Source organism: Shewanella decolorationis S12 (genome assembly GCF_000485795.1).
GTDB lineage: Bacteria > Pseudomonadota > Gammaproteobacteria > Enterobacterales > Shewanellaceae > Shewanella > Shewanella decolorationis.
Genome location: NZ_AXZL01000067.1, coordinates 128,357 through 143,871, shown reverse-complemented (window position 1 = coordinate 143,871; position 15,515 = coordinate 128,357). Strand labels below are relative to the sequence as shown.

The 15,515-nt window shown below is 47.4% G+C and carries 10 protein-coding genes; 3 read left to right on the top strand and 7 right to left on the bottom strand.

From position 1 onward, the window contains the following. Nucleotides 1-123: 123 nt before the first annotated feature. The 3 genes from SHD_RS11795 (at nucleotide 124) to SHD_RS11785 (ending at nucleotide 6,773) form a co-directional block, all read left to right on the top strand. The gene (locus tag SHD_RS11795; RefSeq protein ID WP_023267323.1) at nucleotides 124-4,968 is read left to right on the top strand and encodes an NAD-glutamate dehydrogenase; all 4,845 of its coding nucleotides are present in this window, start codon (nucleotides 124-126) and stop codon (nucleotides 4,966-4,968) included. A gap of 62 nt (nucleotides 4,969-5,030) precedes the next feature. Further along, entirely contained in the window at nucleotides 5,031-6,050 is a 1,020-nt protein-coding gene (gene pyrD, locus SHD_RS11790) for a quinone-dependent dihydroorotate dehydrogenase (protein WP_023267322.1), read from the top strand. Nucleotides 6,051-6,239: 189 nt separating this feature from the next. Beyond that, a complete protein-coding gene (locus SHD_RS11785) occupies nucleotides 6,240-6,773 on the top strand; it encodes a cell division protein ZapC (protein ID WP_023267321.1) in 534 nt (177 codons plus the stop codon). A gap of 542 nt (nucleotides 6,774-7,315) precedes the next feature. On the opposite strand, the gene SHD_RS11780 is transcribed toward SHD_RS11785, so the two are convergent. The 7 genes from SHD_RS11780 to hisA form a co-directional block, all read right to left on the bottom strand. Further along, nucleotides 7,316-7,666, bottom strand: a complete 351-nt coding sequence (locus tag SHD_RS11780; protein ID WP_023267320.1) for a YdbL family probable chaperone protein — start codon at nucleotides 7,664-7,666, stop codon at nucleotides 7,316-7,318. A 24-nt stretch (nucleotides 7,667-7,690) separates the two neighbouring features. Further along, nucleotides 7,691-7,891, bottom strand: coding sequence for a YnbE family lipoprotein (locus SHD_RS11775; protein ID WP_011716849.1), 201 nt, complete (start codon nucleotides 7,889-7,891; stop codon nucleotides 7,691-7,693). A 13-nt stretch (nucleotides 7,892-7,904) separates the two neighbouring features. Next, nucleotides 7,905-11,105 carry a YdbH domain-containing protein gene (locus tag SHD_RS11770; RefSeq protein WP_023267319.1) on the bottom strand — a complete coding sequence of 1,067 codons (3,201 nt, stop codon included), beginning with the start codon at nucleotides 11,103-11,105 and terminating at the stop codon, nucleotides 7,905-7,907. Between the two features lie 256 nt (nucleotides 11,106-11,361). Beyond that, nucleotides 11,362-12,549 carry an aromatic amino acid transport family protein gene (locus SHD_RS11765; protein ID WP_023267318.1) on the bottom strand — a complete coding sequence of 396 codons (1,188 nt, stop codon included), beginning with the start codon at nucleotides 12,547-12,549 and terminating at the stop codon, nucleotides 11,362-11,364. A gap of 668 nt (nucleotides 12,550-13,217) precedes the next feature. After that, nucleotides 13,218-13,877, bottom strand: coding sequence for a bifunctional phosphoribosyl-AMP cyclohydrolase/phosphoribosyl-ATP diphosphatase HisIE (hisIE, locus tag SHD_RS11755; RefSeq protein ID WP_023267317.1), 660 nt, complete (start codon nucleotides 13,875-13,877; stop codon nucleotides 13,218-13,220). A 44-nt stretch (nucleotides 13,878-13,921) separates the two neighbouring features. Next, nucleotides 13,922-14,695 (bottom strand): imidazole glycerol phosphate synthase subunit HisF, encoded by a 774-nt coding sequence (gene hisF, locus SHD_RS11750; protein ID WP_023267316.1) that lies wholly within the window; start codon nucleotides 14,693-14,695, stop codon nucleotides 13,922-13,924. Next, nucleotides 14,677-15,414: a 1-(5-phosphoribosyl)-5-[(5-phosphoribosylamino)methylideneamino]imidazole-4-carboxamide isomerase gene (hisA, locus tag SHD_RS11745; RefSeq protein ID WP_023267315.1), complete on the bottom strand. Its 738-nt coding sequence runs from the start codon at nucleotides 15,412-15,414 to the stop codon at nucleotides 14,677-14,679. Before hisA ends, hisF begins: the two co-directional genes overlap by 19 nt. Nucleotides 15,415-15,515: the final 101 nt, after the last annotated feature.

Sequence of the window (15,515 nt, the reverse complement as noted above, 5' to 3'; positions counted from 1 at the left end):
CAGAGGATTTAGTAATAAACTTCGCGCGACGATCTGGATCACACTAATTTTCTAAGATCGTTAAGCCGAAGCATCCAAATAATGAAAAAAAGCGCTGCCATAGACGCTTAAGGAAACAGCAACATGGCCTTGAAAGATGCAATGCCTTCAGTACTACTTGAAAATGTAGTCAGTTTAATTCACGCTAAAGTCCCTAATTCACAAGCCAAGCAAGTTGAACAGTTCGCGACCTGCCTTTATGCCCACATGTCGAAAGACGACCTTAATGCGCGTAACGACAGCGATCTGTACGGTGCGGTTCTCAGTTTATGGAATGCACTAAACAAAACTCCTAAGGGGGAAACTCACCTCAGAGTCTTCAACCCAAGTCAGTCTAAACACGGCTGGCAATCAACCCATTCCATCATTGAAGTCATCCAGCCTGACATGCCATTCTTGGTAGACTCAGTTGGTATGGCCTTGAATCGTATGGGTATTACGGCTCATATGATGCTACACACTCCGCTGGCAATTGAGCGTTCAGCGCAAGAAGTGACTAAAGTAACCTACTTGAAGCAAAGCCCTGATAGCACTGAGCAGGTAGCGGTTTTCCTGATTGAAATCGATCGTCAAAACAGCAGCGCGGATATCAAAGCCCTAGAGCGTGAAATCCAATCAGTACTTGCTGATGTTGCCGCATCGGTAAACGACTGGGAAGCCATGTCAGCTAAGCTGAGTGAAACCATTAAAGATCTGCCTAAACGTCCTTTCCCCGGTGAGAAGCAAGAGTTAGAAGAAGCGATTAACTTCCTAACTTATCTTAATAATCATCACTTTACCTTACTGGGTTACCGTCAATACGATTTAAAACGCGTTGAAGGCGACGTCGAGCTAGTGCCGAATATGGCCTCTAGCTTAGGTTTAATGAATAAGCAGCATAAGACACAACCTGAGCAAGGTTTGTTATTATCAAGCTTCTCTGACAGCGCCCGTAAAGAAGCCTTAGACCACAGTTTACTGATCCTCACCAAGAGTAGCGCTAAGAGTCGCGTGCACCGTCCAGCCTATGTCGACTATATCGGTATCAAACGCTTCGACAAGAAAGGCAATGTGGTCGGTGAAGACAGATTCATCGGCTTGTACGCTTCAAACGTGTATAACCGCAGCCCACGTGAGATCCCGCTGCTGAACGAAAAAGTCCAGCGCGTATTAGACCGTTCAGGTTTAACACCGCGTTCTCACGATTATAAAGCCCTGCTGAATATCCTCGAAAACCTGCCGCGCGATGAGCTAATCCAAGCCAATGTGGATGATTTAGCACACACGGCGCATGGTGTGCTCGAGATGCAAGACAGGGATAAACTGAAACTCTTTGTTCGCAAAGATGGTTTCGGTCGTTTCTTATCCTGTTTAGTGTACGTTTCAAAAGATCGTTATAACACTAAACTTCGCCAAGATACCCAGCGTATTCTGGCTCAGCATTTCAACAGCAAAGAAGATGTAGAGTTTACGACGTATTTCTCCGAGTCAACCCTGGCCCGTACTCACTACATTGTCAAAGTTGATAACAATAATATGGATGTAGATGTGGCTGCCATTGAAAACAATTTAATTGAAGCGGCACGCTCGTGGGAAGATAAGTTAAATACTGCGCTAAACACTGCCTTAGGTGAAGAAGCCGGTACTCATCTGATGAAGCGTTACGCTAACGCCTTCGAACAAAGCTATAAAGAAGACGTATTACCAAGCTCGGCTGTTGTGGATATGCAACAACTAGAAGCGCTGGATGACGAACACAAGTTAGGCATGTTGTTCTATCAACCGCAGGAAACTGCACTGAACGACAATAAAGTGCGTTTAAAACTGTTCCATAAAGATGAACCAATCCATCTTTCTGACGTACTGCCAATGCTGGAAAACTTTGGTCTGCGCGTGATCAACGAGCGCCCTTATGAAGTGACGACCTCAGACGGTTCTACCTTCTGGATCTTAGACTTCTTAATGACAGTTAAAGTCGCCAATACCGACAACATCGCTGACAGCCAAGACAGATTCCAAACTGCACTTTCTCAAGTGTGGCAAAAGAAATTAGAAGATGACGGTTTTAACCGCATCATTCTGGCGTCAGGCTTAACGGGCCGTGAAGTCTCTGTACTGCGTGCTTACGCTAAATACATGCGTCAAATCGATGCGACATTCAGCCAAGCCTACATCGAAGAAACCTTCGGCCGTTATCCACAAATCGCTGATTTGTTGGTAAAAATGTTTATCCGTAAGTTCAATCCAAAACTCAAGACCCGCACATTGGGCAAGTTTATGGAACAGATCAACCTACGTTTAGACGAAGTATCGAGCTTAGATGATGACCGTATTATCCGTCGTTACCTCGATCTGATTAATGCGACGCTGCGGACAAACTTCTATCAATTAGATGCTAAAGGTGAACCGAAGAGCTATATCTCCTTCAAGTTCATGCCTTCAATGATCCCTGAAATGCCGCGTCCGCTGCCGAAATTCGAAATCTTCGTTTATTCGCCACGGGTTGAAGGTGTGCATTTACGCGGCGGTAAAGTGGCTCGTGGTGGTTTGCGCTGGTCTGATCGTCGTGAAGACTTCCGTACCGAAGTGCTTGGCTTAGTAAAAGCACAACAAGTGAAAAACACTGTCATTGTGCCTGTGGGCGCAAAAGGTGGTTTCGTTTGTAAACAACTGCCAACAGAAGGTGGTCGTGAAGCCTTCTTCACCGAAGGTCAAGAATGTTACCGCATCTTTATCCGTGCGCTGCTCGATATCACAGATAACATTGTTAACGGTGAAATCGTTCACCCAGTGGATGTAGTCCGTCACGATGAAGACGATCCGTATTTAGTGGTCGCGGCGGATAAAGGCACCGCAACCTTCTCGGATATCGCTAACGCGATTTCTCTCGAATATGGCTTCTGGTTAGGTGATGCCTTCGCCTCGGGCGGTAGTAACGGTTACGACCATAAGAAAATGGGTATCACGGCCAGAGGTGGTTGGGAATCTGTTAAGCGTCACTTCCGCGAAGTGGGTATCGATTGTCAAACTACCGACTTTACCTGTTTAGGTATTGGTGACATGGCGGGTGACGTATTCGGTAACGGTATGTTGTTGTCTAAGCACACAAAACTTGTGGCTGCATTCAACCATATGCATATCTTTATCGATCCTAATCCAGATGCTGCGGCCAGTTATGAAGAGCGTGCCCGTTTGTTCGCGCTGCCACGTTCAAGCTGGGAAGACTACAATAGCAAGCTGATCTCTAAAGGTGGCGGTATCTTCCTGCGTTCATCTAAGTCAATTCCATTGTCTGCTGAAATGAAGCAAATGCTGGAAACGGAAAAGGCCTCGATGACACCAACTGAACTGATGAAAGAGCTGCTGAAAATGCCAGTGGATCTGATTTGGAACGGTGGTATCGGTACTTATGTTAAGTCATCACGCGAAACGAATGCTGAAGTGGGCGACCGCGCGAACGATGCTCTGCGCGTCAATGGTCGTGAACTACGCGCCAAGATCGTGGGTGAGGGTGGTAACTTAGGTTGTACTCAGTTAGGTCGTATCGAATACGCGGCTAACGGAGGCCGTATCAACACTGACTTCGTGGATAACGTGGGTGGTGTGGACTGTTCAGACAACGAAGTTAACATCAAGATCCTATTAAACGCGTTAGTCGCTGAGGGTGAACTGACACTCAAGCAACGTAACCGTTTATTGGAAGAGATGACCGAAGAAGTTGGCCAAATCGTACTTCAGGATTGTAAAGATCAAACCCGTACTATTTCGGTGACTCAAGTTCGTGGTGCCGAGCAGTTAAAAGAGCAAATTCGCTTTATCCAATATCTGGAAAAAGAAGGCAAGCTAGACCGCGCCTTGGAATTCTTACCATCGGAAGAAGAGCTGGCCGAACGTCTAGCCAATGGTCGTGCATTAACACGTCCTGAGCTATCAGTGCTAGTGGCTTACGCTAAGATGGTACTGAAAGAACAACTGTTAACACCTGAAATTACCGAAGACACGCTATTGAGTCAGTTGCTCATTGCCTACTTCCCGAAAAAACTTCAGGAACTGTACAGCCACAGAATGGTAACGCATCCACTACGTGGTGAAATTATCGCGACGTCATTGGCCAACGAATTGGTTAATGACATGGGGCTGAACTTCGTTCAACGTATGCAAGATGAGACTGGAGCCTCAGTTGCCGACGCTGCGATTTGCTACACTATGGCTCGCGAAGTATTTGGTTTAGCTGAACTAACTAAATCGATCACTGACTTAAACGGTATTGTACCTGCTGTGGTCCAGGGCGAAATGTTGCACCAGTTACGCCGCAATATGCGTCGTGCATGCCGCTGGTTCCTACGTCATCGCAATCGTAGCTGGAGCATTGAGCAAACTGTTGCCTTCTTCAAACCTGTGTTTGAACAACTGAAAGCCAATGTTCATGCCTACTTAGCAGAAGATGAAGCTGCAGGTATCCAAGCTGAGATCAACGCTCTTGTGAAAGAGAATGTTCCTCAGGATGTTGCGACTACCGTTGCAAATATGAGCACTCTTTTCTCTACACTCGATATCGCGCAAATTGCGCAGGCAGAAGAGAAGACTGTGGCACTTGTTGCTGAGACTTATTTCAAACTCGGTGCTCGTGTTGAGCTACACTGGTTCCTTGAACAGATCAGTGCACAGCCAGTGGCCAACCATTGGCAAGCGCTTGCTCGTGCAGCCTTTAGGGAAGAGTTGGATTGGCAACAACGTGCGTTGACGTCAGTGGTCTTAAGAACGTGCACTGCAACCTGTGACGCTCAGAGCGTTATTTCCCAGTGGATTGATACTAATCAAGCCCTGCTGGAAAGATGGTTCCATATGCTAGCTGACTTCAAAACATCGCAAAGCCATGAGTTTGCTAAGTTCTCTGTCGCCCTACGTGAACTGAACCTTCTGATCCTTCATTGTGAAGGCCAAAAGTAAACTTTTATAACAATCAGAAGCCCTGGCGATCGCCGGGGCTTTTTTTAGGTCGAGGAAAGTACATGTTTTATAAAATCGCACAGAAAGTCATGTTTCAGATGGATCCTGAGCGAGCGCATAATTTGGCCATAGGCAGCTTGAGAATGACCGGCAATAGCCCACTCAATGCATTTTATGCCCAGAATATCGCACCAGCGCCCGTCAGCTTTATGGGACTGACTTTTCCAAACCCAGTGGGATTAGCCGCGGGTATGGATAAAGATGGTGAATCTATCGATGCCTTTCATGCGATGGGATTTGGTCATGTGGAAGTCGGAACAGTGACTCCAAGACCACAACCCGGTAATGATTTACCCCGTTTGTTTAGATTAAAACCCGCAAAAGCGATCATTAATCGCATGGGTTTTAATAACAAAGGTGTCGATAATCTGGTCAAAAATTTGATCGCTAAGAAAACCGATATTATGGTCGGGGTCAATATTGGTAAAAATAAAGACACGCCAGTAGAGCAGGGAAAAGACGATTATTTGATCTGCATGGACAAAGTTTATCCTTATGCAGCCTATATTGCGGTGAACATTTCATCACCGAATACCCCTGGATTACGATCGCTGCAATATGGCGATCTATTAGATGAATTATTAAGCGCATTAAAAACAAAGCAACTTGAGTTGGCCGAAAAGCATAAAAAGTATGTGCCAATTGCCCTTAAAATTGCGCCAGATTTAACCACGGAAGAAATCGAGAATATTGCGCAATCCTTGATTAAAAACAAGTTTGATGGTGCGATTGCGACTAACACAACGTTAACTCGCGACGGTGTAAGTGGCCTTGCCAATGCCAATGAAAGTGGGGGGTTAAGTGGTAAGCCATTAACTGAGCTCTCGACAAAAGTGATCAAACAATTATCGATTTATTTAAATGGACAGATCCCGATCATTGGTGTGGGCGGTATTAACAGTGCCGAAGATGCGTTAGCTAAATTTGATGCGGGTGCAACTATGGTGCAGATTTACTCAGGTTTTATTTATCAAGGTCCGAAATTAATTAAAGAGATTGTTGAAGCTTACCGCTTAAAATAATGATCTATTGATCTAAGCTAAGATCTCTTTTAAAAGACTGCGATCTAAAATGATCGTTAGATCGCAGTATGGATCTTGAAATAGATCCAATAAGTAATTGTTAACTAAATTGTATTTTATTATTTTTATTTTGATATTGAATAAAATATCTACTATGATGTGCCAGTGTTCAAATAGTAGGTAAACGTTATGTTATTATTGCCACAAAAGGATTGGCACTGGAAATATAACGATTCGTATGGTGTCTTAGGCGTTTCGTTAGGTTCCGAGATCGAATTTCTGACGGCTTATAAAGCAAAATCATTAATTCCTGATGCCTTATCAAGCATGGAATTTAATATTGCGCACGCCAAATTCTATATGAGCTTACTCGATAAGTTGCCCAAAACCTTATCACTTACCGATGCTGCGATAGTGCAAATAGCGCTTAACGCTACTGCGGCCCATTTCATGTTAACGCCCCAAATGCCAAAATCATGGTTTTTTGATACTAGCGATGTGTGCGTATATAGCGATGTGGGTAAAATATTCGAGCTTAAATGCCAAAAGCAACGTGCGTTAGTGCTAGTCGTTGAAAATACCCTGCAATCGGCTTTAGTGATGTTATTATCGCCAGAGTGTGTTTTATCCGGCGCAAAAACTATGGTGCAGTTTGAAACTATTAAAGTGATGCATAACCGCTTACACCCACTACGTGTACAGCGCCATGTTGTTGCAGCATAGTTTTGTTCCCATAGTCTCTTTATTTGATGTGAGCTGATTGCAATGGGTCGTCATTTATTGATAGTGATATCAATAGCGGTACTATTGCTCAAATATGATGAATTTCTGTCCTATTAAAGTGCTTGGTTAAAGTACTATCAGTACTTGGATAGATTCTTTGAGTGTTTTTTCTTTATTTCTACATGTTGTTGCTTCAGTGGCGAGTGAGTCAGTCATGATTCATTATCAATGTTAATCCTAAAATTGCCTCCCTTAGCGTTATCATTTTGTAGTGTGCGGTAGCGACTTAGCATTATCACAGCTTCAATATATTGGCCTTAATCATTTCAGTCTCAATTTTTCGTCGTAGTGTTATTCAGACCTGATTTAGTTTGGATCCACATAGATATTATACTGGCACAAGGGATAGAGGGAGAATGCAATGTATTTTGGCTTCTTTGTAAAGTACTAATCATGAACTTTGATAAAAACGCCTGCAAATGCAGGCGTTTTGTTTATATCTATCCGTTTTGTTTTTACGCGCTAGAGCGTTAGAAAGCGGATTACTTTTTAACCCATTTTCCTTGGGCGTTTTGCACATAGTTGCCTTTATCTGTGGCGGCAATGGCTTTTTCACCGGCAAGTTTGGCCACATCGGCGGCGGAGATATTGTTCTTTTTAGCGATGGTTTCGTAATGGGCGCGGCGTTTGTTATTCACATCGTCCATCACGGCCTTGGCCTCGCTATTATTTTGCACTAGGCCTAAATAGCCATTGAGCTGTTCACCTAAGTAACCTTGGGCTTTGGCTTCCTGCAATGACATGGCAAAGGCATTTAAGCTGAATAAACTCAGGCCGAGCAACAGCAGTAATGTGGGCTTTTGTAGCAGGGTTTTGAGTGGTATTGATTTCATTGTATATTCCTCAATTCTTTGTGATTAGAACAACTTATCATCTGATAGAAGCTGATCTAGCTCCTTATCCACTTTGATTTTTATCTCGTGTTCAATTTTCACATTGAGATTAATCACAATCGGTTTGTCAGGCGGCTCAATCTTTACTGTTGGCGCACAGCCTTGCAATGCCGCCAGTAGCAGCAATGTACCTAAACTCACTTGCTGTAATTGAATGATCTTCACTGAGGTTTCCTTGTTACTTCACGGATTTTTCGATTCTGTCCTGCAGATCGTTACCAATCTGAAGACTCCTGAATAATTGCAGCATGTTCTCTTCATGAGAGTAATTCAAGTGGATGGGGCGTTCAATCCCTCGGCTGCGGCCTTTGACTTCCACTAATAAGTTGGCATCGCCGGTTTGATCCATATCGAAACTACTGGATAACTGGCTGTATTCTAAATGTTCTAGCGCCGAAAATACAAAATCGAGATAAGGCTGCGATTGGCGCATTTGATCGACCGCAGGATTACCCGAAATGGCGATGAGACCGCCGGGCGCACGGGCCGCCAGTTGGCCACCGCTGATCGAGACTTTGCCATCGACCAAATCCACGGGTAATACACCATCGAAAATACCATCGGCATAGATACCAATTTGCGGCTGAATGCGCAGCACTTCCTCAAGGCTCATGCCCTGCAATAATAGATAGGCGTGGGATTTGTCCTGCAATTTTAAATTAAAATCAGGCAGTAAGAACTGGCCGCTCAATACTTTGCCCTTAGCAGTCATCGACACGTCGGTATCACTCAAGCCCGTGAGTTGTTGCAGCCAATTGTCGGGAAGCTTTTCGGCATCCTTGGCGAGGACAATATCGGCCTCTACTTCGATATCGGTCAAGGGGAAGCCGGGATCGAACAAGTTAAAAGTCATCATGGTCTGCGGGCAGTTCAGCCGACTTAAACTGCTGAAATAGCCTGGCGCTTGCGGCGCCTTATAGGATTGTCCCCAGGTGAACTCGCATTGGGCCTGTAATTTCCCGCCTTCAAAGGTCGTGTCTTGATAAAAACCTTCCAGCTCTGTCATCGACTGGGTAATTTGCATGGCAAATTGGGTCTGCTCTGGCTCATGTGTCAGCTTAAATTGTGCCTGTAATTGGTTATGACCAGTCACATTTAACTCAGCGGGCAAGGGCTGGGTTTGATTCAGCAAAGACAAAGCCTCTGTCATGCTGGTATCGACAACCCACTGGCCCGTTAACAGCAGAGGCTTGTGAGGCGTGGCGAACTGTAATTGATGGTCACTTTGCAGCTCAACCGTGCCGACTTGCCACTGTTCATGACCGTTAATACGCTGGTTTTGCCAGTTTAACGTCTGCGCGAGTGCCAAATTATCCAGTTTAAGGACAGTCTGCTTACGTGTTCGGCCTTTGGCGCTGAGCTGCTTTTCAATCAAGAGTTGCTGTGCTTGCCAGTTAACTTGATTAGTCAAATGACTCGATTGAATAGTATTTGCAATGGATTGCAATGACGAGTAATCGAGGAGCATCGGCTTTGATGTCTCAAGGGTGAACGCCTTGAGGCTAATATCGTTGCGACTGCTCTGTATTGCGGTCGCGGCGGTGCCCGCAAGATTCTCTACCGTTTGGCTCACGCGCAGCTGCGACAAGGCAAGTGAGAGCGGCGGCAGCTTGAAGGCAAACTCGGTCGATTGTGCGCCAGTCGTATCCTTAGCCGCTAAGGGAGTTGCGCTTGCGGCCATGGGGGCCTTGGCGTTGAGCTGAATACTGCCAAGGCTTAACTGCGTCTGTTTCGTTTGATGCTCGGCGGCTTGCGCCGTTTGCTGTAGCTGCACATCTTCCAGCGCAAATTGCAGAGTGTCGCTTGAGTCACTTGAGTCACTCGTCACTGGCGCAGTGCTGATTTGCCAATTCAGTCCTTGAGCCGATTGAGCAACACTGACATGACCCGCCGTTTGCAACATTCCCGCGCCCCAACTGAGATCCTGCGGGGCTGCGCGCCAGAGCTCCCGCAGCGACAGTGGGGTCGTTTGTTTAAGCGCCAGTTGCCAGCGGCTCGCGACATTCCAAGCATCTGGCGTGGGCGTTAACTGGATATCTTGTAAGTGAATACGCGTCTCAAGCTTACTGCCTAGGGTGGTTAACTCTATTGCGGGCAGCGCTATTGGTTTATGGGGGCTCGTTTGAGATATCAGCGCATAGTGCAGCGGCGCCGTCATCGAAAGGCCAAGACCCACGGGTGCCTCGGTGCTTTTCAGCCCCGAGAGCAGGGTAAGGAGCGCTTGAGAGTTTTCATCGCTCAATTGCAGAGACTGATTAAGTGCCGCTAATAGCTGGGTGTGCTGTGCCGCATTCGGCGTAAGCGCAAGGCTAAAGGGCTCAAGGGTGAGATTGAGTGAGGCAAGTGATCCACTAAGCTCAAACCCTAAAGCCGGCTGCGGCGCGAGCGTTAAGTCGGCAAAATGGCTTAAGCTGATGCTGGGTTGCTGAATGCGGTGGCGGCTTGTAATTTCGCCGCTGGCGAGTGTCATTGCACTCTCAGAACTTAATTGCCCACTTAATCCTATCCCAAGTTGCTGCCACTGTTGATCCCACAGGGTTAATTGGCTGAGGATGCTCCCTTGGGTTTGGCGCAGGCCAATTTGATGCAGGTTTTCCAGTAGCGGTGCGATATTAAGCTCACTCTTTAGGCGCCATTGTTCGTTGCCAAGCGTGGCGGCAAGCTCGGCTAACGGCTCACCCTCTGGGCTACTAAAGGCTGTGGTTAATTCACCTTGATGATTCAGGCTGAGTTTATCCATCACCAGCTGATAGGCGGGAAGCTCTGACTGCGGTGCTAATCTGAGTGTGGTTTTACCTATATCAATTAAGGGCAACGATTTGATATTTAACGCCAGCGCCGGTGTTTGTTCATCGGCGATGGTGGGGCTTCGCTCCAGCAGCGATGCGCCGAGTTCAACGTCTATCTCGCCTGTGCTAATGCGCTTGATTTTTTGAGTCAAACTCTCAACTTGGACAAGTTGCTTCAGTTCTTCAAGGCTTTTGGGCCAGTTGAGTTCAAGCTGAATATCAAGATTATTAATCACTAAATGCGAGTCATGTACGCGTAGACTCGCAGAGCGAATTTGCCAATGTTCTAAACCCATGGGGCCTAAACGAATATCGCTAAGCTCACTGTCCATACCGCTTAATGCGTAATTTGCGACACGAAGGATCAGGGCTTCGGTTTGGCTGTTGACTATCCAAATGGTTAGCGCCGCGCTAGCTAACAGGCCCGTCACAGTGGTGGCAATCAGGCTTTGTTTTAGGCGCTTTTTGAGTGTAGAACCGCGACGGTGCGTCGCCGAATATGGCGCTGCGGCCGCAGTCGTCTCTTGAGGCATCGCCTGATGCGCGTGCTCGGCAGTCTCCTGATTTGGCGATGTCGGCGTGTTAACCATGGGGTTCGAATATCATCCTTATCATCAGCGCCTGGGCACGGTTCCCCGTGGGAGCGCGAGGCGATTTGGGCTGCCGATGCTCAGCGGCAAGCGGGATTAGCGGCAGTTTAACACTCAAGCCGCTGGCTGACTAATAAAGAACTTGGCAAATTTGCGCGAAGCTAGATTGAGTGCCTGTCATTATTCATCTTGATTTTACAGGCACTTATACGGCTTAAAGTAAAATAGTGTTATCGCGATTGTTTATCCGCGCAGCTTATCCCAAAAGCTGAGCGCCAATCACGGCCACTCCACAGAGCATAGCTAACAGTAAACCGATCTTCCCCCCCGCGACGCGGTAACCCTGAGGCAGGTTTGCCTTATCGCGCGTTTGTCTTTGTACCCACACCATGGTTACGGGTAAAAAAATCGCGAGGATCACGAGGGCGATCGCCGCATAGCCTAGGGCGGTAATAAATCCCTGCGGGTAAAAGAGGGCAAAACACAGAGGAGGCACGAAGGTAATAGCGGCGGTGATACTGCGACCCGCGGCATTATCCTGCTGCCTTAAGTTTGCCGCCATAAAGTCAAACAGACCTAGGCTCACCCCTAAAAAGGAGGTTGCCAGCGCCAGATCGGCAAACACACTGATGGCAGAACTTAAGTATTGGCTGTGCAGAACGCTGGCTAACTGATTGATAAAGCCTGAAAGACTCTGATTGGTCATCAGTTGGCTTTGGCTGAGCACACCTTGGCTGCCCAATTGCCACAGCAGGTAAATCAGTAGCGGTAATGCCGAGCCGAGCAGCATGATTTTACGCAGGCTTTTTACCTCAACGCCTAAGTAGCGCACCACGGATGGAATCGAACCATGGAAACCAAAGGAGGTAAAAATCACTGGAATGGCGGACACGATAAGCCCTTGCTCTAGTGGCAACTCGAGTAAATGTGTGCCTTCGACCTGCGGCAGTAATAGGGCCAGCATTAGAATTAACGCAATGATTTTTAAACTAAAGAGCACGCGATTAATCAAATCGACACAATGGGTGCCTAAGCCGACAATGGTGCCGATTAACAGGGTAAATAACACGGCGCCCGCCTGCGGTGGCAGATCTAACCCTAACCAAGGATTGAGCTTTTGATTAACTTGCTCGCCGCCACCTGCGATATAGGCGGCGCACAGGGCGTAAAGTAAAAACATTAACGCAACACTGGCAATCACTTGGCCCTTGGCGCCCAAAAGCGTGCGGGCTAATTGGTTCAGGCTCGTATCGCTCGGGGCAAATTGATGGATTTCAACCATCAGCAGAGCGGTGTAGGCCATCAGCCCCCAGAGGAGCAACATAATCAGGCTCGATACACCAAAACCGAGTCCTGCAGAGGCGATAGGAAGTGCGAGCATACCCGCGCCAATGGTGGTGCCTGCAATTAGTAGCAAACTGCCGAAAAATTTATTCTGTGTCATAACTTTACGCTCAAACGTCTTTATTAATGGCTCAACTGTCTCAGATGAGTGCTTTATTGAGGAGCTGTGCAGAATGGCGCGTGATACTGGGATCTAAAGGGTACGAGGGCATACCTGTATTGGGATCGTGGCGCAATCTGCGGATCGTTGGGGATATGGCCACAATGGAAGGTCAGGCGAGTATGCCTATCTATGCCATTGCGGCTACAGATAGGGATAATAAGCTGTGGTAATACGCATAAAACTCGCCTTTGCTTGGGGTTAATTCGGCACTTAATGACATCGAGTGACTTGACCACATCTAATGGCTTGGTCACATCACATAACAAAGACAATTTGCCCTGTTTTTTAAATTTATCTTAAATGTTAATAAGTTGCGACAATGCCTCGGTGTTGGTTCGAGGACGCTGGCTACGATAGGCAGTTAAGGTGTACTTGTCAACCATTACAACAGTATTTTGCTGATTTTTTGTCAGGGGCCAGGTGTACAATTTGCGTGACGTCGTGCCGTTTTTAGCAGAGGTTAAGAGTAGCAAGGTGGATTATGGAGGCTGAACTTTTGTTGGTTACGGCAAGTGAATAGGCCGTAACTGAATGCAAAATCAAGAGTACTCTGCCGTAGACCAAAAGGAATGCGGCAGAGAGATACCGTGATGTTTGAAAGCGGACTACTTTTGCTGCGCCTTTTGATGGCGGGCGAGCAAATTGGCGTTGATATCACTTAAGCTTAGTGATTGATCTTCAAGTAAGACTAATAAGTGATACACCAGATCCGATGCCTCGTTAATCAGCTCTTCTTTATCGTGAGTCGCAGCGGCCAAGGCGGTTTCGAGCCCTTCTTCACCGACTTTTTGGGCGATGCGCTTAGTGCCACGGGCAAAAAGGGAAGCGGTGTAGCTCGACTCTGGGTTTTGCCCCTTACGCGAGGCGATAAGCTCGGCCAGATTGTTTAAAAACGGGTGAGCATTGCCATCGAGCCAGCAGCTTTCGGTGCCTTTATGGCAGGTTGGGCCATTGGGTAACACCTGTACCAGCAAGCTGTCGTTATCACAGTCTTTATCGATGGCGACCAATTTTAGGGTATGGCCTGAGGTTTCGCCCTTGGTCCATAAACGTTGTTTAGAGCGGCTAAAAAACGTCACATCACCGGTCGCCAGCGTGTGCTGTAGCGCGGCTTTATCCATAAATCCGAGCATTAATACCTTGCCCGATAGGTGATTTTGGATAACCGCAGGGATAAGCCCCTGTTGTTTTTCCCAGTCGAGGCTATTAACCAGTTCTGCGCTTGCTGGGCCTTGGCAACAGCTTGAAGTGGTTCCAGTTGTCATATCTGCATACCTTATTATTTGTATCAATCGCTACTGATGTTGAGTTACTGGCGAATGGCGATGCCTTCGGCCGCTAAATACTGTTTTAACTCGCCGATATTGATAATGGCCTTATGGAACACGCTGGCTGCCAGCGCCGCATCGACCTTCGCATCAATAAACACATCGCGAAAATGCGCCATAGTGCCAGCGCCGCCCGAGGCGATTAAGGGCACATCGCACAACTGGCGTACTAGGCTTAACTGCTTGATATCATAGCCGCCGCGTACGCCATCTTGGTTCATCACGTTGAGCACGATTTCGCCGCAGCCGCGTTTTTGCACTTCTTCAACCCAGTCTTGGGTGTACCAAGCGGTTTCTTTGGTGGCGGCTTCATCGCCGGTAAATTGCTTCACTTTATAACTGTCGCTTGCCGCATCATAAAATGAGTCGATGCCAATCACGATACATTGGCGGCCAAACTCATCCTGCAGGCGTGAGATTAAACTCGGGTCGCTCAGGGCAGGCGAGTTGACTGAAATTTTATCCGCGCCAAAGGCGAGTAGCTCGCGGGCTTGGCCGATGGTTTTAATTCCACCCGCCACGCAAAAGGGGATATCGATTTGCTCAGCCACTCGGCTCACCCAAGACTTATCGACTACACGATCGTGGGCACTGGCAGTGATATCGTAAAACACCAGTTCGTCGGCGCCCTCTGCGGCGTAACGCGCCGCGAGTGGTACTATGTCGCCAACAATTTCATGGTTGCGAAACTGTACGCCTTTGACCACGCAGCCATCTTTCACATCTAAACAGGGGACTATTCGTTTGGCCAGCATTGGATTGCCTCCGCCACATTAAACTGATTGATAAGTAAAGCTTTACCGATAATGATGCCCGCGGCGCCACTGTCTCTGACGGCGGCAACATCCTCAAGGGTGGCAATGCCACCCGAGGCTTGCCAAGCGATATTGGGATAGTGGCTGGATAGCTCGCGGTAGAGTGCGGTATTGGCGCCAGTGAGGGTGCCATCGCGACTGATGTCCGTCACCAGTGCATGTTTTAGTCCCACTTGGCTAAAGTCTTCGACAATAGATTCTAGACTCTTACCGCCACCGCTTTGCCAGCCAGAAACCGCGACGATTTTCTCACCGTTCTGATTGATATTGACATCCAGTGCCAGGCAAATTGCCTCGCTGCCAAACTTGTTAAACCAGCCTTTGACTAACTCGGGCTCTTTGACGGCGAGCGAGCCTATCACCACACGTTTAACCCCAAGGGATAATAACTCGGCGACTTGCTCTTCAGTGCGGATCCCGCCGCCCACTTGAATATTGGCGCTTAGCCCCGCTGTCAGCTTAGCAATCAAAGCCGTTTGGCGTTTTGTAGGATCTTTCGCGCCAGTTAAATCTACAATATGCAGCCAGCTTGCCCCTTGGTCTTGGTAGGATTGCAACTGGGCCAGCGGACTTAAATCGAAGGTGGTCTGCTGCCCATAATCCCCTTGGTAGAGCCTAACTACCTTGCCATCAATTAAATCAATTGCAGGAATGATCATCTGTTGTCCTTAAATTCTTTTGGTGCATTTGCTACCGCGCTTTATTGCTGAATGTTGTGGCTGAAAAATGCTGGTTCATCCCAAACACAATAAGCGATTGC